This is a genomic window from Mesorhizobium sp. NFR06, assembly GCF_900115245.1.
In the GTDB taxonomy this organism is placed as follows: Bacteria; Pseudomonadota; Alphaproteobacteria; order Rhizobiales; family Rhizobiaceae; genus Mesorhizobium.
This window is the reverse complement of record NZ_FOVT01000004.1, coordinates 204070-224403: the sequence shown is the minus strand read 5'-3', so window position 1 is coordinate 224403 and position 20334 is coordinate 204070. Positions and strand designations below refer to the sequence as shown.

Sequence of the window (20334 nt, the reverse complement as noted above, 5' to 3'; positions counted from 1 at the left end):
ACCGGTGAATATCCGATGACTAGCCTTTCTGGGGGTCTATGGCGACTGCCGAGATCGGCACGATCTCGATGCCGCGCTTCTTCGCTTCGGCAATCCAGGACGTCACCGTGTCGACGGTGATGTCGAAGGCCGAACCGATGCCGACCGCGCTGCCCTTGGCCCGCGCCGTCGCTTCCAGGCTGTCCAGCTTCTTGAGAATTTCGCCGCGGTCCTGCACCGCATCGATCACCATGTCGCCGGCGACGAACGGCACGCCGTCCTTCAGTGCCAGGTCGGAGGCGACGCTGCGCGCGGACGAACCGTCATCGATATAGGCGAGCCCCCGCTTGCCGAGCTCTGCCATGAACGGCTCCATCGCGTTCGGGTCGGCCGAGAAACGCGCCCCCATATAGTTCATGACGCCGGTGTAATTGGTGGTGCGCGACAGCGCCCAGTGCAGGCTCTTCAGGTTGTCGTCCGGGCTGGCCGAGACCGTCAGCGTGTTGCGGCCGGGATTGACGTTGGGATAATCGAACGGCTCGAGCGGCACCTGCATGACGATCTCGTGCCCGCTCTGCCTTGCCGCCTGCATCCAGCGGCCGATGCTGTTGCCCTGCGGCGCGAACGCCAGCGTCACTTCGGCCGGCAGCTTGGCGATCGCCGCCTGGGTGCCGGTCTGCGAGACGGCGAGCCCGCCGATGACGATCGCCACGCGCGCGCCGCGCGCCCCGGACCACGGCCGCGCATAGACGTCGAAGGGCCGCCTGCCGTCAGCGGAGCGCATCGGCAACGGACCGGTGTCGCTGGCCTGGACCAGCGCCTTGTCCGGGATATGGGCGACCTTGAGGTTCTGGCCGATCGTCGACGGGTCGTGGATCACGATCCGGGCTTTCGGCGGGCCGTCGCCCTCTTCGGTCTGAACGTGGATGATCTGCGGGCCACCGCTCTTCATCGGCGTTCCGCCCTGCGGCGTCGCCGCGGCCACGGCGGCCGGCGCCGGCGCGGACGCCGGAGCAGGCGCAGCGGTCGGCGTCGAAACGGCAATCTCTCCGGGTTTGCGGAACGGCTTTTGCCGCAAGGCAATCGCACCGGAAACGCCGATCACCACCAGCACGGCAAGCGTTGCAACAAGCCGGCCGGAGCTCAATCGGAGCGAGGCTTCACGCCGTGGCCGAAGCGTCTGTCCGAGCGGGCGTTCGATGTCCTTACCGGTGTCAGCCAAGTTGTGTTATTCCCCGGAAGCACGCCGCTTCAAGTGAAGGTCACGTTTTCGTGACATCTTGCGTGAAACGTCGCAATCGCCGGCGCGATACCCCAGACGCGTGGCGCCCCAACCGCGGGCCCCGAATCAAACTGCCGGAACCTCGCGGTCCCGGCAGCATTGCATTGCTTTGCTCAGTCGGCCAGAGCATTTGCCCCGGCCGTGCCGGCCTTACTGGTTCAGGACGGCCTTGTCCGGGTTCGGCGGGAACGACGGATCGGTCTTTTCGCCGCGCAGAAGCTGCTCGGCATAGATCAGCTGCAGGTCGTCCTTCGGATCCGGCGGCACATAGGCGGCCGAGCCCGAGCCGGTCGAGCTTTCGTCGGCGCCCTTGATGTGACCCTTGAGGTCGGATTCGCCACGGGTCAGGTCACGGCCCTGCAGATCCGGCGGCAGCGGCTGGTCGACCTTGATGTCGGGCGTGATGCCCTTGCCCTGGATCGACTTGCCGGACGGCGTGTAATAGAGCGCCGTGGTGAGCCTCAGCGCGCCATTCTCGCCGAGCGGAATGATGGTCTGCACCGAACCCTTGCCGAAGGACTGCGTGCCGACCACCGTGACGCGGCGCAGGTCTTGCAGCGCGCCGGCGACGATTTCGGACGCACTCGCCGAACCGCCATTGACCAGCACGATCATCGGCTTGCCGTTGATGTCGTCGACCTGCTTTGGCTTGGCGTCGAAGCGGGTGACATCCTTCGGATCGCGGCCGCGGGTCGAAACGATCTCGCCGCGCTTGAGGAAGGCGTCCGACACGCTCACCGCCTGGTCGAGCAGGCCGCCCGGATTGAGGCGCAGATCGAGCACATAGCCCTTCAGCTTGTCGTTCGGCACCTGCTTCTTGATGTTCTCGATGGCGTTCTCGAGATCGTCATAGGTCTTTTCGGTGAAGGAGGTGATCTTCATGTAGCCGATGTCGTTCTCGACCCGGTACTTCACCGCCTTGACCTTGATGACGTCGCGCACCACCGTCAGCTCGATCGGCTTGTCGGCGCCCTGGCGCAGGATGGTGAGCTTGATCGGCGTGTTGACCGGCCCGCGCATCTTCTCGACTGCATCGTTGAGGGTGAGGCCGCGAACCTCTTCGCCATCGATCTTGGCGATGTAGTCGCCGGCAAGCACGCCCGCCTTGGCGGCCGGCGTATCGTCGATCGGCGTGATCACCTTGACGAGGTCGTTCTCCATGGTGACCTCGATGCCGAGGCCGCCGAACTCGCCCTTGGTCTGCACGCGCATATCCTGCGCCTGCTCGGCGTTCATGTAGGACGAGTGCGGGTCGAGCGAGGCGAGCATGCCGTTGATGGCGTTCTCGACCAGCGACTTGTCGTCCGGCGGCGTCACATAATTGGCGCGCACGCGCTCGAAGATGTCGCCGAAGATCGCCAGTTGCTTGTAGGTTTCCGAACCCGCAGCATTCGCCGCCGAACCCGGTGCGCCGTAGACCAGGCTCATTGCCGATGCGCCCATCAGCGCGCCGGCAAACAGAAGCGACAGTTTCCGCATCATTTCACGTCCTTCCAGAAAATCGGTCCGCCCACCACGGGGCCGGATCGACGGGTTTTCCATCCTTGCGGAACTCGACATAGAGTTCCGACGTCGAATTTTCATTCCGCGAGGCCGAGGTGCTTGCCACCCGGGCCTCTCCCATCGCGCCGATCGGCTCTCCCGCGAGCACCGACTGTCCGGTCGCGACGCTGATTCTGCTCATCCCCGCCAAGACGACATGATACCCGTCACCTGCATTGAGGATCAAGAGTTGACCATAGGAGCGAAACGGCCCCGCATAAAGCACGTTTCCATCCGCCGGTGCGGTGACGATGGCTCCCGATTGTGTCGCAACCATGTCGCCCTGCATCGCCGCGCCGTTGCCGTCGTCGCTGCCGAAACGCCGTTTGATCTTGCCGATGACCGGCAGCGCGATCTGGCCCTGCAATGCCGAAAACGGGGCTGACCCCGTGAGCCTGTTGGCCTCCGGCACCGGCAGCGCGGCAAGCTCGGTCGTCGAGGCCGTCGTGTCGCTGTCGGTCGATTTTCGCTCGCCCGCCTTGACCTGGTCCTGCACGCTGCGCGCCTTGTCGGCTTCGAGCGAGGCGATCAGATCCTTCAGGCTGCTCGCCTTCGCCGCCAGTTGCTGCGAGCGCCGCTGTTCGGCCGCGATCGCCGTTTCGGTGTCGGCCTGCAGCTTCTTTTTGGCCTCGAGCAGCATGGTGAGCCGCTTCTTCTCCGCGGTCTGGTCGGTGACGGCGGTGGCAAGCCTGGCCCGCTCGGCCTCGATCGATGCCGTTACCCGTGTCTGTTCCTTGAGATCGGCCATCAGCCTGTCGGTCTGCTGGCGCAGTTCGGGTACCACCGCGCCGAGCAGGATGGCGCTGCGCACTGACGACAGCGCATCCTCGGGCTTGACCAGGATCGCCGGCGGCGGGTTGAGCCCCATACGCTGCAGCGCCCCGAGCACTTCGGCCAGCACGTCGCGTCGCGCCGCGAGCGAGGCGCGGAGCTTTTTTTGCTCCGCCTTCAGCCCTTCGAGCTTGGCGCCGATGTCCTCGATGTCCTGACCGAGCTTCTGTTCCGTCATCGCCGACTGGATGAGGGCCGCGGTGATCGAGGCATAGTCCTTGCGCACCGAAGCGATGTCGGCGGCAAGCTTGGCCAGCCGCTCCGACGACAGGGTGATCTCCTTGGAGACCTGCTGGTATTCGGCCCGGCTCTGATCGGGGTCGGGCGCAAGGTCGAGGGAGTTTTCGGCCGCCCGGACCGGGCCGAGCACGACCGCAGCGGCGACAAGCGTCAAACCGCAGCGGCTGCGCCAGGCGCGCGTTCTCGAATTCCAGCCTTCAGACATCAGGCCTCGACTCTATCCGCCGCTTCGTTAACGAACCATCAACCATGTTGGAAGCGCCGCTATAGCCCGCTTGCCGCGCGATTGAGGCGGAAATCCTGGCGCAGGCGCGCAATCCCCAGCTTTTCGGCTGATGATAGGCGTCACTCACGAGCGATGGTAGGGGTGGCCGGAAAGGATGGTGGCGATCCGGTAGAGCTGCTCGCCCAGCATCACGCGCACAAGCTGGTGCGGCCAGGTCAGCGCGCCAAACGACAGCACCAGGTCCGCCTGCTCGCGCAACGCCTTGTCATGGCCGTCGGCGCCGCCGATGGCGATGACCAGCGCCTTGCGGCCGCCGTCACGCAACTGGCCCACGCGGGCGGCCAGATCCTGCGAGGAGAGCGACTTGCCGCGCTCGTCGAGCAGGATGAGGACGGCGCCGGACGGCAACTGGGCCTGCAGCTTCTGGGCTTCCTCGCGGCGGCGCTCATCGGCGCTCTGCCCGCGGCTCTCGGGAGTCTCGAGGATGCCGGCGAATTCCAGCCCGACCGCGGGCCCGCTCTTGGCGAAGCGCTCGAAATAGCGGTCGGCGAGTTCTCTCTCGGGGCCGGTCTTCATCCGGCCCACGGCATGAACGGTGATCTTCATCCTCGCCCCGGCGAGCTTGTTTCCAACGCGTACCGTGACGTTTCACGGCACGCGCATCAAGGCTCAGTGCAAGGTCTCGTCCTCGAGATCCGGCGCCTGCCACATCTTTTCGAGATTGTAGAATTCGCGGACTTCGGGGCGGAAGACATGGACGATGATATCGCCCGAATCGATCAGGACCCAGTCGGCGCCGGCCAGCCCCTCGACGCGCGCCGTGCCGAGGCCGGCATCCTTCAGCGCCTTGAGGAGATGATCGGCGACAGCCGAGACATGACGGTGCGACCGGCCCGAGGCGATGACCATATAGTCGCCTAGGCTCGATTTTCCCTGGATGTCGATTGAGACGATGTTTTCGGCCTTGGAGTCTTCCAGACTGGCAAGGACTGTGTCGATGGCGAGGGACGCGGGGTCGTGTCCGCTGATCCCTGCCGGCGAAGGCATGATGTCAGCCTTCTTCCGCAGTGCTGTTCTCAGTGTGTTTCCTTTCCCAACAAGAACAACCAAATCACCATGCAAATCAGGTGACACCACTTAGATAGGCAGAGTTCCGTTGCAGTTTCAAGACGACGGCCCGAAGCTTGATCTCCGCGCCATGGGTCCGGGGAGGCTGCGGGACAGCCCGCAGAAGGCGGGAACTGATCTCCGGCGCATGGGTTATCGGCTCACCGACCAACGGGATACCCGCCATGCCCACCGACCCGCAAAGCGCATTTCTGACCATCCAGGCCGGACTTGCGCAACTCAGCACCTTGATCGTTTCTTATTCCTTCTCGGCCATCGGCGCCATCATTCTTCTGGTCGTCGGCTATTTCGTCGCCGGCCTGGCCGAGCGCTCGGTCTTCGGCGGCCTCGGTCACATCCACGGCTTCGACGCGACCTTGCGGCATTTCTTCTCCAAGATCGTCCGCTACGCCATCCTGATCCTGGTCACCATCATGGTGCTCGGCCAATTCGGGGTGCAGACGGCTTCCATCATCGCCGCCATCGGCGCCATCGGCCTGGCCATCGGGCTGGCTCTGCAGGGCACGCTGCAGAACATCGCCGCCGGCATCATGCTGCTGGCGCTGCGGCCCTTCCGCATCGGCGAATATGTCGAGGTCGGCGCCATCGCTGGCACCGTCGAGGAGATCGGCCTCTTCGCCACCAAGCTGCGCACCGTCGACGGCGTCTATGTGCTGGCGCCCAATTCGACATTGTGGAACCAGCCGGTGCGCAACTTCACCCGCAACGGCGTGCGCCGCACGGACGTCACCTTGAGCATCGGCTCGTGGAACGATATCGACCGCGCGCAAAAGACGCTGCTCGCCATCGCCGGCGGCGAAAAGCGCATCCGGCGCGAACCGGCACCGCTCGCCTTCGTGGCCGGGCTCGGCGACACGTCCGTTTCGCTCACCTTGCGCTATTGGACCTCGGCGGCCGATTACTTCTCCACCCAGGTCGACACCACCAAGCGCGCCAAGCAGGCCTTCGACAGCGAGGGCATCTCGATCCCGTTGCCGCCGCCGGAAGTTCCCGCGCCTGAGGCGCGAAAGCAGTAGGCAATTCCAGGAAAAGCGTGGAGCGGTTTTCCATCCGCAATCGCGAACGGAAAACGGCTATCAGTCCTGTCGTTGCTTTTCATCCGGCGCGAAGGCCAGTTCCACCGGCAAGGGCGTCTGTGCCGACATCGGCGCGAAAGCGCCGCTCGTGGCGGCAGGGGTCGGCCGGCCCGCCATCACGCGCCACAGCACGAACAGGCAGAAGGCCGACGCGATGACGATGCCGACATAGATGAAGGTCGCGGTGCCGAAAACGGCCGAAAGTGCCGTCACGATGCCCGGCACGATGAAACCGGCCAGCGACCAGGCAAACAGCATCGAGCTCGAAAGCGCGAGCAGCTCGTCCTTGCCGGCCCGGTCGGCGGCGTGCGCGCTGGAGAGCGCATAGATCGATTCCGACGCGCCGTCCCAGATCAGGTAGATCACCACCAAAATCATCAGCGCGCCGCCATCGAAGGCGATGGCTAAGGTGCTGGCGACGACCGCGAGCGCGGCCGCCCCCGCCAGCACATAGCGCCTGTCGGTGCGGTCCGAGATCCAGCCAAGCGGGATCTGCAGGATCAACGTGCCGACCGGCATTGCCGACAACAGCAGCGCCACATCGGCCTGGCTGTAGCCCTTGGCGGTGGCATGGATCGGCGCGAAGCCGGAAACGATCATCGACAGGCCGCCGACGGCCAGCATGCCGGCGACGCCGACCGGCGAGATCCGCCAGGCCCGGCGGAGCGCGACTGAAGCCGCCTGCGGCGCGGGCGGCTGGGCCAGCCGCGTCATGCCCACCGGCAGGATGGACAAGGCTGTGAAGGTGATGCCGATCAGCGATGCCGCGGCGCTGTGGATGTCGATGGCGGCAAGCGTCGCGTAGCCGACGCCCAGGCCGGCGATATAGGCGACATAGAACACCGCCATGACCCGGCCGCGGATGGAATTCGGCAAGGCATCGTTGAGCCAGCTTTGCGCCACGATGAACAGGCCGCAAATGGCAAAGCCGTAAAGCGCGCGCGCCGCGATCCACAGCAGTGGGATCGGCCCGGCGCCGATGGCGGCGTTGGAAAGCGCGATCAGCGCCGAAAGCACCATGAAGGCGCGGGCGTGGCCCACGCGTTTGACGAGGGGCCCGGTCAGGATGCAGCCGGCCAGCCCGCCGGCCGAAAGCCCGGTGACGATCAGCCCGGCCCAGGTGGGATCGAAGCCGTCGGCGCCGAGGCGCACCGGGATATAGGCGAACATCAGCCCGTTGCCGATCGCGATCAGCGCCATCGAGACGATGACGCTGGCAATGGCGATCAGCGGCGCCGTTTGCGCGGCGCGGCCCGAATCGGTCGTGGCTTGGTTCTTTTCCAGCATGCTTGCGCAAATTGGCCCGCCGCGGAGCAAAAAGCCGCCGTAAAAGCGACATGGCCGGACTTCCCTTCCCCCCTTGTGGGGGAAGGGAAGCAGCCTACCCCTTCGCTGCCTTGCGGATCGCGGTGGAAGAGAGTGACGAGCGCGGGCCATGGATGAAAGTCCAGGCCGGCGCCCGCATGCGGGCAAGCAGCGGCGCGTCGCCTTCGTCGATACGGGCATAGTCGAAGGTCTTGGCGACCACTGACGACAGGAAGGAGAGCGTGGCGCCCGGACGGTCGATGACCGCGATCGGGAAAGTCAGCACGATCTCGCGCCAGCGCTGCCAGCGGTGGAAATCGCGCAAGCTGTCCGCGCCCATGATCCAGACGAAATCGACGCCCGGATTGCGCGCCTTGACCAAAGCCAATGTGTCGGCGGTATAGCGGACATGCTGCGCCGCCTCGAACGCGGTGACCTTGATCTTGGGATTCCTGGCGATCTTTTCCGACAGCTCGATGCGCTCGGCGAGCGGCGCGAGCTCGCGCACGCTTTTCAGCGGATTGCCAGGCGTCACCATCCACCACAGCTGGTCGAGCGCGAGGCGCCTCAGCGCGATCTCGGCGACCAGCGCATGACCGGCATGCGGCGGATTGAACGAGCCGCCGAACAGCCCGACGGTCAGGCCCTTGGCGGCGTGCGGCATGCGAAGATAGCGGGCGGTTACCGGCTGCTCGGGCTGGGAAAGCATGGTGCTAGGCGCCCCCCTCTGGCCTGCCGGGCATCTCCACCCCAAGGGGGGAGATTGAACGCCTCGTCGACGGCGTAAATCTTGCAGCGTTGGCGATTGGCGAAATCACCCATGACAGCCGATCTCCCCCTGACAGGGGGAGATGTCCGGCAGGACAGAGGGGGGTGCCCAGGCGCAACGGCCTACGCTCTGGCGGCAAACGGCTTCACGGCCTCACCTGTCCCGACCCGCGCACCCGGTATTTGAACGAGGTCAGCTGCTCGACGCCGACCGGCCCGCGCGCATGCATTTTGCCGGTGGCGATGCCGATCTCGGCGCCCATGCCGAACTCGCCGCCATCGGCGAACTGCGTCGAGGCGTTGTGCAACAGGATCGCCGAGTCGATCTCGTTGAAGAATTTTTCGACCGTTTGCGGATCCTCGGCGATGATCGCCTCGGTGTGATGCGAGGAGAAGGTCTCGATATGCTCGATAGCGCCCGCCACGCCATCGACCAGCTTCACCGCGATGATGGCGTCGAGATATTCGGTCACCCAGTCCGCATCGGTCGCCGCGCTGGCGTCGGCGAAAGCCTTCATCACCTCGGCGTCGGCATGGATCTCACAGCCGGCGGCGCGCAGGGCCTCCAGGATCGGCACCAGATGCGTGGCGGCGACCCCGCGGTCGACCAGCAGCGTCTCGGCCGCACCGCACACGCCAGTGCGCCGCATCTTGGCGTTGACGGCGATCTTCACCGCCATGTCTAGCTTGGCCGAGCGGTCGACATAAAGATGGCAGATGCCTTCCAGATGCGCGAAAACCGGCACCCGCGCCTCGGTCTGCACGCGCCCGACCAGGCTCTTGCCGCCGCGCGGGATGATGACGTCGAGATTGCCGGCAAGGCCTTTCAGCATCTCGCCGACCGCGGCGCGATCGGTGGTCGGCACCAGCTGGATGGCATCCTGCGGCAGGCCGGCTGCCTTCAGCCCTTCGACCATGCAGGCATGGATCGCCGACGACGAATTGATCGAATCCGAGCCGCCGCGCAGGATCACCGGATTACCCGCCTTGAGGCAAAGCGCGCCGGCATCCGCCGTCACGTTCGGGCGGCTTTCATAGATGACGCCGATGACGCCGAGCGGCGTGCGCACGCGCTCGATGTGGAGGCCGTTCGGCCGGTCCCACGCGGCAGTGACCTCGCCGACCGGATCCGCGAGCGCCGCGACCTCGCGAATGCCGTCGGCCATCGCCTTGATCCGCGACGGCGTCAGCTTCAGCCGGTCCATGAACGAACCCGACAGGCCGGCTTCCGCGCCATTCGACACGTCGATTTCATTGGCGTCGAGGATGGCTTGCTCGTGACGCAGGATGGCATCGGCCATGGCGACGAGCGCGTCGTTCTTGGCCTTGGTGGAAGCGACGGCCAACGGTCGGGCGGCGGCGCGGGCGCGACGGCCGATATCGGCCATCAGCGCCACGGTGTCTTCGCCGGATTTTTCATGCAGCTTCAGCATGGTTTATCCTCCGCTTCAGAGCGTTTCACGAAAAAAACGCCAAACCGCTCTACCTTCACGCAATTCCGGGCGCAAAACCGTTTTCGCGCTTTTCCTGGAATTGCTTCAGTCGTCGGCCACTACTTGGTCGCCGGCAACGCTTACCACAAGGTCGTCGCGATGGATCATCGCGGAACGTGCCTCGTAGCCGAGCACGTTTTCGATCTCGACCGTCTTCAAGCCAGCGATCCTTACGGCATCGGCGGCATCATAGGCAACCAGCCCGCGCGCGATCTCGCGGCCCTCGGGCGACAGGATCGCCACCGTGTCGCCACGCGAGAAATTGCCGCTGACCAGCTTCACGCCCGCCGGCAGCAGCGACTTGCCCGATTTCAGCGCTCCGACGGCGCCGGCATCGACGGTGAGCCGGCCGGCCGGTTCGAGCTGCCCCGCGATCCAGGTCTTGTAGCCCTTCACCGGATTGGCGCTCGGCTTGAAGAACGTCGCGCGCTCGCCGCGCTCGATCGCCATCAGCGGCGAGAGCCTGGTGCCCGAGGTGATGATCATGGCGGTGCCGGCGGCGTTGGCGATCTTGCCGGCATCGAGCTTCGTGCGCATGCCGCCGCGCGACAGCTCTGAGGCCGCGGCCCCCGCCATCGCTTCGATGTCGGGCGTGATGCGGTCGACCACCGGGATGAATTTTGCTCCCGGATCCTTGGCCGGCGGCGCCGTATAGAGCCCGTCGATGTCTGAGAGCAGCACGAGCAGATCGGCGCCCATCATCGTCGCCACCCGCGCCGCCAGCCGGTCGTTGTCGCCATAGCGGATTTCGGAGGTCGCCACGGTGTCGTTCTCGTTGATGACCGGCACCGCCTTCATCTTGAGCAAGGTCGAGATCGTGGCGCGCGCGTTGAGGTAGCGGCGCCGCTCCTCGGTGTCGCCGAGCGTCAAGAGAATCTGGCCGGATTTCAGTCCGTCCTTGCCGAGCGCGTCGGACCAGGCACCGGCGAGCGCGATCTGCCCGACCGCGGCGGCGGCCTGGCTTTCCTCGAGCTTCAACGCGCGTTTGCCCAAGCCAAGGATGGTGCGGCCGAGCGCGATCGCGCCCGAGGAGACCACCAGCACCTGCGCGCCGGCATTGGCGAGCACCGCGATGTCGTTGGCCAGGGAGGTCAGCCAGTCGCGCTTCAGGCCGGTCGCGCGGTCGACGAGCAGCGCCGAGCCGATCTTCACGGTGATGCGCCGGTATGATTTCAGCGATGTCATGGTCACTTATGCCAGCGCGTCTCGACGGGAGCGGGCACTGCATCGCGGGCCTCGGCCACCACCGCCATCAGCGCCCGCAGCACCGCCTCGACGCCTTCGCCGGTGACGGCCGAGAGAAGCATCGGCGCGCCGCCGGCGGCGCGCTTGAGCGAAGCCGCCTTCTTCTTGCGCTGATCCGCGTCGAGGATATCGACCTGGCTGAGCGCGACGATCTCGACCTTGTCGGTCAGCCCATTGCCATAGGCTTCGAGCTCGGCGCGCACGGTCTTGTAGGCCTTGCCCGGGTTTTCTTCCTGCGCCGAGACGAGGTGGAGAAGCACGCGCGTGCGCTCGACATGGCCGAGGAAGCGGTCGCCGATGCCGACGCCCTCATGCGCGCCCTCGATCAGGCCGGGAATATCGGCCAGTACGAATTCGCGCCCGTCGATACGGGCGACGCCGAGGCCGGGGTGGAGCGTGGTGAAAGGATAGTCGGCGATCTTCGGCTTGGCGGCGGTGACGGCGGCAAGGAAGGTCGACTTGCCGGCATTGGGCAAACCGACCAGTCCGGCGTCGGCGATCAGCTTGAGCCTGAGCCAGATGCTCAGCTCCTCGCCCGGCAGGCCCGGATTGGCGCGCCGCGGCGCCTGGTTGGTCGAAGTCTTGAAATGCTGGTTGCCGAAGCCGCCATTGCCGCCCTTGGCAAGCAGGAAGCGCTGACCGACCACGGTCAGGTCGCAGATCAGCGTCTCATTGTCCTCGGCGAAAATCTGGGTGCCGGCCGGCACTTTGAGCGTGATGTCGGCGCCCTTGGCCCCGGTCATGTTGCGTCCCATGCCGTGCATGCCGGTCTTGGCCTTGAAATGCTGCTGGTAGCGATAGTCGATCAGCGTGTTCAGGCCGTCGACCGCTTCCGCCCAGACATCGCCGCCGCGGCCGCCGTCGCCCCCGTCCGGGCCGCCGAACTCGATGAATTTTTCGCGCCGGAACGACACCGATCCGGCGCCGCCGTCGCCGGAGCGAATGTAAACCTTGGCCTGGTCGAGGAATTTCATCGGAGTTTCAAGTTTCTGCTGATGATCTTGCGGATTGCTCTAAGGAATGTTGAGATTCAGGTTAGGCCGAGCCGAAAATGGCGGGTTCCGAGAACCGGAGCGGAGCGTACTTAAGTACGTGAGCACCGGCCTACGCCGGCCATAGCCTTAATTTTGCTGCCCCGCCACCCATATGTGCTTCGGCCGGCGAAGGCCGGAAGCGCAGGAAGCCGGCATTTGCAGGCCGGCCTCACCTGAATATCAACATGCCTTAAACCAAGGCGGGGCCTAGGGCGAGGCTGTTTTGCGACTAAAGCGCCCGATGCTCTTTGGCAAAGGTCGCAGTAGCACTGTTCGCGAGCCGACGTTGGGGAAATGCTCGAATGAAACTCGTCACCTACAACATCCAGTACGGCATTGGCCTCGACGGCAAATATGATCTCGGCCGCATCGCCGACGCGGTGCGCGGGGCCGACGTCATCGCGCTGCAGGAAGTCACCCGCAACAATCCGCGCAACGGCGGCCGCGACATGGTGGCCGAGATCGGTGAGGCGCTGCCCGACTATTTTGCCGCCTATGGCAGCAATTTCGAGGTCAATATCGGCTCGCGCCTGGAGAACGGCCGCGCCATCTCGACCTCCTTCCAGCTCGGCAACATGGTGCTGTCGAAGACGCCCATTCATCTGTCGCGCAATCTCCTTTTGCCGCGCAGCCGCAGCCTCGAGACCATGAACTTCCAGCGCGGCGCGCTCGAAGCCCTGGTCGAAACATCGCTCGGCTTCATCCGCTTCTATTCCACCCATCTCGACCATCGCAGCCCGGTCGAGCGGCAGAACCAGATCCGCTTCCTGCGCCAACGCCTCTTGAGCTATGCGCTGGAAGGCGGCGGCCTGTCGGGCATTCCCGAAATCGGCCTGCCGGACCTGCCCTATCCGGAAGCCTTCATCGTCATGGGCGACTTCAACATGTTGCCGGGCTCGCCCGAATATGTCGAACTCGCCGGCCGTCCGGACCATGAGTTCGGCATGCCGCTGACCGCCGATCTCGCGGTCGACGTTGCCCAGCGCCTCGCTATCGCCGATCTGGTGACCTGGGTCGATCCCGATCGGCCGCAAGACCAGACCCGCCACAAATGCATCGACTACATCTTCACCAGCGCCTCGCTCGCCAGATCGCTGCAACACCTGTGGTCCGACCGGGACGCCGTCGGTTCCGACCACCTGCCGCTCTGGGCCGAACTGGGCTGAGCCGTTTTGGCCTGGATCCAAGACACCGCACCGAGGTGTGTTGAGATTCAGGTCAGACCGAGCCGAAAACACTGGTTTTCGAGAACCGGAGCGGAGCGTACTCAAGTACGTGAGCACCGGCCTACGCCGGCCGTAGCCTCAACTCCACCGCCGCCGCGCGTGAGCGCTTCGGCCGGCGAAGGCCGGAAGCGCAGAAAATCAGTGTTTGCAAGCCGGTCTCACCTGAATATCGGCACACCTCAAAAATGAACCCAGTTGCGCAGGCTGATCCACGTCTTCCTGTCGAGCCGGTAGCGCTCGACCGGCACCTGGCCGGCGACGATCGAGTTCAGCATGCCCTGGCCGGCATACTGGAAGCCGCATTTGTGGATGACCCGCCGCGAGGCCGGATTGATCACCCGGGTCGAGGCATGCAGCACCTGGATCGAGGTGTTCTGGAAGGCGAGATCGACCAGGGCGTGCGCGGCCTCCGTGGCATAGCCGCGCTTCCAGTAAGGTTCGCCGATCCAGTAGCCGAGCTCCAGTCCGCGATCGGTGGTGTTCAAGCCGGCGCAGCCGACGAAGGTGCCGGTGCCGGCGAGGGTCAGCGCGTAGACGATGCCGGCGCGTCGCGACGCCGCCATGGCAAGGAAGGTGCGGCCCTCGGCTTCGCCGTAGGGATGCGGCATGCGTGCCAGCATTTCGGCGACATGTCGGTTGTCGGCCAAAGCGACGAGTTGTTCCAGATCGCTGTCGCGCGGGGCGCGCATGATCAGCCGCTCGGTCGCGAGCACAGGGCAATCGATCGCGTAACTTTCGTCTTCGGTGTCTTCCGCTTCGGCAACCATTTTAGTCCTCCAGGGCCAGAAAATGAAAAAGGAGAGATGGAAGCCCATCTCTCCTGATCCTTTTCCTGGCCTGGCCAGACACCGGTTCCCGAGATGGGCGCCGGTGTTGTGGTGCGGAACCGGCTACTCCGCTGCTTTGGAAATCGGGTTCACCGATACGTAGGTTCGGCCGTTGGCTTTCTTGTTGAAGGTGACTGCGCCGGCTTCGAGCGCAAAAAGGGTGTGGTCCGTGCCCATGCCAACATTGGTGCCCGGATGCCATTGCGTGCCGCGCTGACGAATGATGATGTTGCCGGCGATGACGGCTTCGCCGCCGAACTTCTTCACGCCGAGCCGCTTGGAATGGGAGTCGCGACCATTGCGCGACGAACCGCCAGCTTTCTTGTGTGCCATTTGACTAACTCCGATGCGCCCTAAGGCGCTTGAATGGTCTTATGAACGCGTTCGCGTTCCGTTTCAAGTGCGTACCGGCGACGATTGCCGCCGGCCCGTCTTAACTCTTCGCTCTGCCTTACTTCTTCGCCAGTTCCTTGGCCTGCTCGCGCCAGTCCTTGATCTGGTCGGCGCTGAACGGCATGTGCTCGTCGATCTTGGCGACATCCTTGTCGCTGAGCTTGGCGAGTTGCGCGAAGGTGACGATGCCCTGCTCGGCCAGATCCTTCGCCGCGACCGGGCCGATGCCCTTGATCACGGTCAGGTCGTCCGGCTCGCCCTTCGGCGCCTTGAACAGCGGCGCGGCAGCGGTCTCGGCCTTGGCTTCCGCCTTGGGAGCGGCCTCTGCCTTGGCTTCCTTCTTGGCCTTGGCCTCCTTCGGCGCGGCCTCGGCCTTCGCCTCGGCGGCGACTTCCGCCTTGGCTTCGGGCGCCTTGGCCTCGGTCTTGGCAGCGGCCTTCTTCGCCGGCTTGGCGCCGCCCAGCAGGATCTCGGAGATCCGCACGGTGGTCAAAAGCTGGCGGTGGCCGATCTTGCGGCGCGAATTCTGGCGGCGGCGCTTCTTGAAAGCGATGACGGTGCGGTTCTTGCCCTGCTCGACGACTTCCGCCGTGACCAGAGCGCCGTCGACGAACGGTGCGCCGAAGGTGACATTGTCGCCCTCGCCATGCGCGAGCACGTTGCCGATCTCGACGATGTCGCCGACCTTGGCTTCGAGTTTCTCGATCTTGAGCAGATCGTTGGCGGCGACGCGATACTGCTTGCCGCCCGTTTTGATGACTGCGAACATTTTTTTGCCTTTCGCTGTTCGGTCGGCCTTGATGAACCGCTTCACGCGGTCCGGCCGTCTTTTTGTCAGTCTGCGGGTTCAAAAAACAAGCGGCGCGGAAGAGCCTCCACGCCGAATGCGGGCTGTCCCTAACCGAAGGTTGCGTTGAAGTCAAGGCAAGCCCCTCGCCGGCGACATCCCTTTTGCCGGCAGCCGCGACGGGCAAGGCCACGGAGGGACCATGAAGGCGCTGCCGAGCCCGCACCGCCGCCTCAACGGTCCTTTTCGAAGAAGCTGGAAATCCGGCGAATAGACCCTTGTAACTGGAGCAGCCAGCCGTTATCTAGTGCGCCGCGCCGGCAACGGCCGACCATGACCTCGCGGAGAGGTGGCAGAGTGGTCGAATGCACCGCACTCGAAATGCGGCATACTCGCAAGGGTATCGGGGGTTCGAATCCCTCCCTCTCCGCCAGACAAGCCCCGAAAAACCCGGATTTCTGCGGTTCTTGCTTAGGAAGCCCTTCCTTTCCCACCAGTTTTCCCACCAGTGCGGTCAAACGCGGCCGTCGCGCACGTCATTCCTTGCCACGTGAAGCGCGTCAGCCACTCGCTCTAACTCTGACATTTTGAAGAGGCGCCGGCCCGCTCCCGTTTGGCAAACAACGTATGGCTCACTGCCGGAGCGCGGGTCCGCCTTTGCGCCGCATAGCCCATGCGCAAGGCAATTTCGGACATCGATAAGCCTCTGCATGTTACTCCGAACCCGCTGGCATGCCTCTGGCTCAACTTCGCGCCAGTGGACCCACAATGATCCCTCGGACAACTGGCGGTCTGGCTCTGCTGCCTCGATGCGCGCGCGGACTTCTTCTTCCAGCCATCCCCAATGCAGGAGCACATATGCGACTGCGGCCATCAAATCGCGCATGTTAGGTTCGGGAGCCGGATCGTCAGCCATGGTTGTCGCTCGACTTTTCTTTGCGCCACCGTTCCGACGCTAGGACCAGCAGCGCGGCGGGAATGGGCGTGGCATGATGTTTGTTTATGCGATTGCCCCTAATCGGCCCGGGAGTTCGCACCAAGCATTCTCCGCACCCCGGTTTCGCACGGAGCAAGACATCGTTGGGGACGTGCCACCTCGCGCCATCGCGATCCGTGGACCAGCCGGACCGGCGCCTGCCGACCCCGCCCCTCGGGCTCGCCAGCCGCACGCTCGGAAACCCTTCTATCCCGCATTGGCAATGCGGCGGTCATTTTCAACTTTCTGACAAACCAGACAAATGAAACAAGGCTAATCCTCCTCCCGGAAGCCAACCGTCACGGAGTTCGAACGCGGCCGCTTCAGCGCGGAGCTGACTGCCCCAGCAGTGGCCTTCGCTGGCGGATTTTGCCGTGCCTGGGCGGCTTCGGAGCTAGTGGATCGAGTCTAACCCTTGGTTCCCGCGTTTGGCGGCGGCAAGGCTTTGAACGCGGCATAGGTCAGGTACAGTCCAAGGACCAGCGTAATCGCGGCATAGACGTAGAAAAGGCTTTCGAAATGAAACATCTCGAAATAGGCCGCCAGCGCTTCCGGTGAAAGGAAGAGCAGGAGCAAGCCACGAATCAGGATTGTCCATCCGATCAGGGTGACGACGACAGGCAGGATTCCGCCCGCCCAGACGTTGTGCCCAAGCACCATGCCGAGACCCGCAACCGTGGCAATCATCCCGATAAACAGGACCAGCGGCGGGTCCTGAATGAGCCTGGGCACGGTCGCAACAAACGACTGCCTGTGCATGAGCATGAACAGCGCGGTGAGAATAAAGAACAGGCCAATTAGTCTGCCGAGAAAAATCGTCCGAGGTAGCATGGTTGCCTCCTGAACTCTTCCAGAGCCACGCGGCGGCCATCTTACACCTCGGCTGGACTCAAGTGTCTGATTTTCACCACTAGGATCATCTGCCCTGGGCCGCTTCTATAGCCGACCAATTCGTAACCTACGCCCTGGTTTGTGTATGCCGGCCGTCCTGCGCCCGACGTCATTCGGATATGATGCTGCGTCCCGCAGGCCATAGCGTTTTGATGCTTCTTAAGGCCGGTCCAGCCCGGGTCAGGTTCGCATCATCGAACGCAAGATTGCCTGCATGTGCACTTCCAGGTCGAGTTCACCCTTGCCCTCAGTGGCCAACAGGTACTCGGCCTTAGCCCAGCGGTCGGCTCGGCTGATCGCCGGATAAGAGCAGATAGCCAGCAGCGCCTCCTGCTCGATCCCGTCGGTCCTATCGCGGTCATCCCTGCTGCTCTCGGCTCGATGAACAACGCGGTGAAACTCGGCATAGGCCGCCTCATGTGCCGCAATCAGAGCCTGTAGCTTCGGCGATGCATTTTCGCCAGCGGGGTCGACGGCAACCGCTGCGCCGGTCAGCGCGAGAAGAGTACGGCGGGTAATCGCGGGCATGGATTACGTCCTCCTCGCTGCCGATCCTGCCGGACCATAGCACCACCTTGGAAGAGGGCAGAGATGGTCAGATGCTGTCTGCTGACAATGGGGTCAGTGGACTGTTCGAACCCAGAAGGAGCGTTCCCCTCCGTAAGAACTAGCGTCCACCCTCTCCGTGTGTGTTATAAATGGATTATCGACGCTCGACCTCGACGCCGTCCTAAGGCCGACCGCCATTTCAGTATGCCCAAGGACGTATGTGCCGCACATGGGCTCAAGTCACCCGCCCGCCCATACGTTGTGGATTGACCCGCGAGGAGGGATCAGCATGTCAGAACGTCTCAACATAGGCCCGCTGCAACCTGGCGAAACGGCGCCCAATGTCGTGCTCGACGCGATTACCCGCGAGGGCAAGATCGCCATCGACGATTTCCGAGGCGAGAAACCAGTGCTGGTTGGGCTGTATCGAGGTCTCCATTGTCCTTTTTGCAGGCGCCATATCGCCATGCTTTCCCAACTCACCCCAGCCCTCAACGAGAAGGGCATCGAAAGCCTGACAGTGGTCAACACGCCCATCGAGCGGGCGCGCCTCTATCTGCGGTACCATCCGATGCTCGGCCTGCTCGCGGCATCCGATCCGGAGCGGACTTCACACCGCGCCTTTGGATTGCCGAATATGCAGATCACCGAAGACGAGAGCGCATGGCCGCAAAAGGTTTCGATGAGCGATGTGAAGTCGATGCGGGTCGACTTGCCGGGCGAGATGCCGGAACCGATGGACCCGTTTGCGGCGCTCGAATATCTGAACAAGAAGGACAGCTACGATATCACGGAAGCGGATCAACAGATTATGGCCACCGGCATTGGGCAGCTCGTCGGCCAATTCCTGCTGGACCGCGATGGCGTCGTTCGCTGGACTTCCAACGAGGTACTCGATGGCGGCCTATTCGGCGCCCCGAACACTCAGGAGCTGATGTCGGCAGCGTCGCAAATCGGAAGGTAAGGCGCAACTGACCGGGCGAGCTTTCGCCGTTGCCATAGCAATCGCTTTTTCCCTTTCGCCTTCCCATGCGCAACCGCAGCATCGTCTACCGAGCGGCTATAAATGGGGCCGCTGCCTGCTCGTCGTTCACGGTGAGACCCGCATCTCCGGAGGATGCTCCTATCAGATCGAGAAGGGCGGCGATTTCAACATCCAGGGGCCCAAGCAGGTTTTCGCAGGCATCGACTATCCCGACACGCATGGCGGGGCCGGTGAGACGTCGAAAGATTACTGGGCGGTCGAGTACAAGGACGGCGATCGTTGGGCAGGCTATGCGAACGCGGACATTCGCGACACGCACGGCGAGGCAGGCGATTGGGGAGAGCTTCGCCGTAAGGGCGCCTGCTATGTCGGGAAGGACGTCCGGGTGTGCCTTTGGCGTTAGCCGGCTCGCGGCGATTGCGGGTTCAAGCAGATCGATTGAGTAAGCGGGTCGCCGCCGTTAATATTGATATTCGCTCATTGTCGCTCTCGGCATTGACACAAGGCATGCGACTGATAGCACGCCGCCGGAACGGCGCTCCATCGAGGCGAGTGATGAAAAAAGAAGAGTTGGAAAAACTCCTCAGCACCGACAGCGAAGACTTCGAGTTGTATCCGATAGATCGCTACCTGCGTGCTCTGGCGAGCGAGCGGCGAATGCCGGATCTCGCAATTGGTGTTTGCACCATCAGGATCGAGGAAGCCGCCCCAGCTTTGCGGGCGGTTCTCGCAAGGGCGGCCAATGGCGAGGTTCTGGCGGAAGACGATGAGAGGCTCCTCTTCCGGGGCTTGCATATTCTGGGTGGCGCGCGTGACACCCAGGCATGTCAGTCCTTGCTGCGTTTGCTGCGCCGTCCGGCCCCGAACTCGACGACCTGCTCGGCGACGCCATCACGGAGACGCTGCCGCGCATCTTCGCAGGCATGTTCGACGGCAATGCCCAGGCTCTGTTCGGCACCATCGCAGACCGCAATGTCGATGAATTCACGCGCGATGTCTTGTTGAGCGCCGCGGCCTTTCTCACCTGGGACGGGCGCATCCAGCGGGACCAGATGCGGCTATTTCTCGAGCGCTTCTATGCCGAGAAGATGGCCGACGACGAGGAACAGGTCTGGGTCGCATGGCTCAAGGCGATTGCCATACTGGGTTGGCGCGATCTCGCGCCGCTGGTCGATAGCGCATGGAATGAAGGGCGCATTCCGGCGGGCCTGCTGGACCGACGCGATTTCGAGGAGGACCTTCAAGCAGCCGAGGAGGCTCCGGACGATATCGAGCGATTCAAGAGCAACAATCTCGGCTACATCGACGATGTGATTGAATCGCTGGATTCGTTCCGCCATTGGGAAAGCGACGATAGCTATGAGGTGGACGATAGCTACGAGGAGGAAGACTGGCAGTCGTCTTCGCCGTTGCCATGGGCTAGCCCGGAGGAACCGACGATAAACCCCTTGCGGCATGTCGGGCGCAACGATCCATGTCCTTGCGGCAGCGGCAAGAAATTCAAGAAATGCTGCCTGCCAGAGCTGGAACAATGACGCGCCGAAAGAGGCG

At 63.9% G+C, this 20334-nt stretch carries 20 protein-coding genes and 1 tRNA gene; 6 read left to right on the top strand and 15 right to left on the bottom strand.

Going from position 1 to position 20334, the window contains the following annotated elements; translation table 11 throughout:
* Positions 1 to 19 precede the first annotated feature (19 nt).
* From F3H96_RS09975 to rsfS, 5 genes are all read right to left on the bottom strand, one after another.
* Positions 20 to 1201 carry a divergent polysaccharide deacetylase family protein gene (locus F3H96_RS09975; protein ID WP_149791769.1) on the bottom strand — a complete coding sequence of 394 codons (1182 nt, stop codon included), beginning with the start codon at positions 1199 to 1201 and terminating at the stop codon, positions 20 to 22.
* A 210-nt stretch (positions 1202 to 1411) separates the two neighbouring features.
* Positions 1412 to 2743 carry a S41 family peptidase gene (locus F3H96_RS09970; protein WP_188131344.1) on the bottom strand — a complete coding sequence of 444 codons (1332 nt, stop codon included), beginning with the start codon at positions 2741 to 2743 and terminating at the stop codon, positions 1412 to 1414.
* A gap of 1 nt (position 2744) precedes the next feature.
* The gene (locus F3H96_RS09965) at positions 2745 to 4079 is read right to left on the bottom strand and encodes a murein hydrolase activator EnvC (protein ID WP_149791768.1); all 1335 of its coding nucleotides are present in this window, start codon (positions 4077 to 4079) and stop codon (positions 2745 to 2747) included.
* A 144-nt stretch (positions 4080 to 4223) separates the two neighbouring features.
* Entirely contained in the window at positions 4224 to 4706 is a 483-nt protein-coding gene (gene rlmH, locus F3H96_RS09960; protein WP_149791767.1) for a 23S rRNA (pseudouridine(1915)-N(3))-methyltransferase RlmH, read from the bottom strand.
* A 63-nt stretch (positions 4707 to 4769) separates the two neighbouring features.
* A complete protein-coding gene (gene rsfS / locus F3H96_RS09955) occupies positions 4770 to 5147 on the bottom strand; it encodes a ribosome silencing factor (protein WP_149791766.1) in 378 nt (125 codons plus the stop codon).
* Positions 5148 to 5392: 245 nt separating this feature from the next.
* Between rsfS and F3H96_RS09950 the strand changes: the two genes are divergently transcribed.
* Complete coding sequence (locus tag F3H96_RS09950) at positions 5393 to 6244, top strand: mechanosensitive ion channel family protein (RefSeq protein ID WP_149791765.1); 852 nt, start codon at positions 5393 to 5395, stop codon at positions 6242 to 6244.
* A gap of 60 nt (positions 6245 to 6304) precedes the next feature.
* Here the strand turns inward: F3H96_RS09950 and F3H96_RS09945 are convergent, their stop codons facing one another.
* From F3H96_RS09945 to obgE, 5 genes are all read right to left on the bottom strand, one after another.
* Positions 6305 to 7591 (bottom strand): MFS transporter, encoded by a 1287-nt coding sequence (locus F3H96_RS09945; RefSeq protein ID WP_149791764.1) that lies wholly within the window; start codon positions 7589 to 7591, stop codon positions 6305 to 6307.
* Positions 7592 to 7685: 94 nt separating this feature from the next.
* On the bottom strand, positions 7686 to 8273 hold the full coding sequence (locus F3H96_RS09940) for a nicotinate-nucleotide adenylyltransferase (protein ID WP_149791928.1): 588 nt from the start codon (positions 8271 to 8273) through the stop codon (positions 7686 to 7688).
* Positions 8274 to 8523: 250 nt separating this feature from the next.
* Positions 8524 to 9810, bottom strand: coding sequence for a glutamate-5-semialdehyde dehydrogenase (locus tag F3H96_RS09930; protein ID WP_149791762.1), 1287 nt, complete (start codon positions 9808 to 9810; stop codon positions 8524 to 8526).
* Positions 9811 to 9915: 105 nt separating this feature from the next.
* Positions 9916 to 11055, bottom strand: coding sequence for a glutamate 5-kinase (gene proB / locus F3H96_RS09925; RefSeq protein WP_149791761.1), 1140 nt, complete (start codon positions 11053 to 11055; stop codon positions 9916 to 9918).
* Between the two features lie 2 nt (positions 11056 to 11057).
* Positions 11058 to 12089, bottom strand: a complete 1032-nt coding sequence (obgE, locus tag F3H96_RS09920; RefSeq protein ID WP_149791760.1) for a GTPase ObgE — start codon at positions 12087 to 12089, stop codon at positions 11058 to 11060.
* A 362-nt stretch (positions 12090 to 12451) separates the two neighbouring features.
* Here obgE and F3H96_RS09915 point away from each other — a divergent pair, with 362 nt between their 5' ends.
* Entirely contained in the window at positions 12452 to 13315 is an 864-nt protein-coding gene (locus F3H96_RS09915; protein WP_149791759.1) for an endonuclease/exonuclease/phosphatase family protein, read from the top strand.
* A 239-nt stretch (positions 13316 to 13554) separates the two neighbouring features.
* On the opposite strand, the gene F3H96_RS09910 is transcribed toward F3H96_RS09915, so the two are convergent.
* The 3 genes from F3H96_RS09910 to rplU form a co-directional block, all read right to left on the bottom strand.
* A complete protein-coding gene (locus F3H96_RS09910) occupies positions 13555 to 14142 on the bottom strand; it encodes a GNAT family protein (protein WP_188131343.1) in 588 nt (195 codons plus the stop codon).
* A gap of 123 nt (positions 14143 to 14265) precedes the next feature.
* On the bottom strand, positions 14266 to 14535 hold the full coding sequence (rpmA, locus tag F3H96_RS09905; protein ID WP_149791757.1) for a 50S ribosomal protein L27: 270 nt from the start codon (positions 14533 to 14535) through the stop codon (positions 14266 to 14268).
* Positions 14536 to 14653: 118 nt separating this feature from the next.
* Positions 14654 to 15364 carry a 50S ribosomal protein L21 gene (gene rplU, locus F3H96_RS09900; RefSeq protein ID WP_149791756.1) on the bottom strand — a complete coding sequence of 237 codons (711 nt, stop codon included), beginning with the start codon at positions 15362 to 15364 and terminating at the stop codon, positions 14654 to 14656.
* A 361-nt stretch (positions 15365 to 15725) separates the two neighbouring features.
* On the opposite strand from rplU, the gene F3H96_RS09895 reads away from it, so the two are divergent.
* Positions 15726 to 15815, top strand: a tRNA-Ser gene (locus tag F3H96_RS09895).
* Positions 15816 to 16766: 951 nt separating this feature from the next.
* Here F3H96_RS09895 and F3H96_RS09890 read toward each other — a convergent pair.
* Positions 16767 to 17189: a hypothetical protein gene (locus F3H96_RS09890; protein WP_149791755.1), complete on the bottom strand. Its 423-nt coding sequence runs from the start codon at positions 17187 to 17189 to the stop codon at positions 16767 to 16769.
* Positions 17190 to 17429: 240 nt separating this feature from the next.
* On the bottom strand, positions 17430 to 17777 hold the full coding sequence (locus F3H96_RS09885) for a hypothetical protein (protein ID WP_149791754.1): 348 nt from the start codon (positions 17775 to 17777) through the stop codon (positions 17430 to 17432).
* Positions 17778 to 18087: 310 nt separating this feature from the next.
* Between F3H96_RS09885 and F3H96_RS09880 the strand changes: the two genes are divergently transcribed.
* The 3 genes from F3H96_RS09880 to F3H96_RS31500 all read left to right on the top strand — a co-directional run bounded on the left by F3H96_RS09880 (position 18088) and on the right by F3H96_RS31500 (position 20318).
* Positions 18088 to 18762, top strand: a complete 675-nt coding sequence (locus F3H96_RS09880; protein ID WP_149791927.1) for a peroxiredoxin-like family protein — start codon at positions 18088 to 18090, stop codon at positions 18760 to 18762.
* Positions 18763 to 19338: 576 nt separating this feature from the next.
* A complete protein-coding gene (locus tag F3H96_RS30450; RefSeq protein WP_188131351.1) occupies positions 19339 to 19788 on the top strand; it encodes a hypothetical protein in 450 nt (149 codons plus the stop codon).
* The gene (locus tag F3H96_RS31500; protein WP_348530054.1) at positions 19707 to 20318 is read left to right on the top strand and encodes a DUF1186 domain-containing protein; all 612 of its coding nucleotides are present in this window, start codon (positions 19707 to 19709) and stop codon (positions 20316 to 20318) included. The genes F3H96_RS30450 and F3H96_RS31500 overlap by 82 nt, the downstream gene beginning before the upstream one ends.
* Positions 20319 to 20334: the final 16 nt, after the last annotated feature.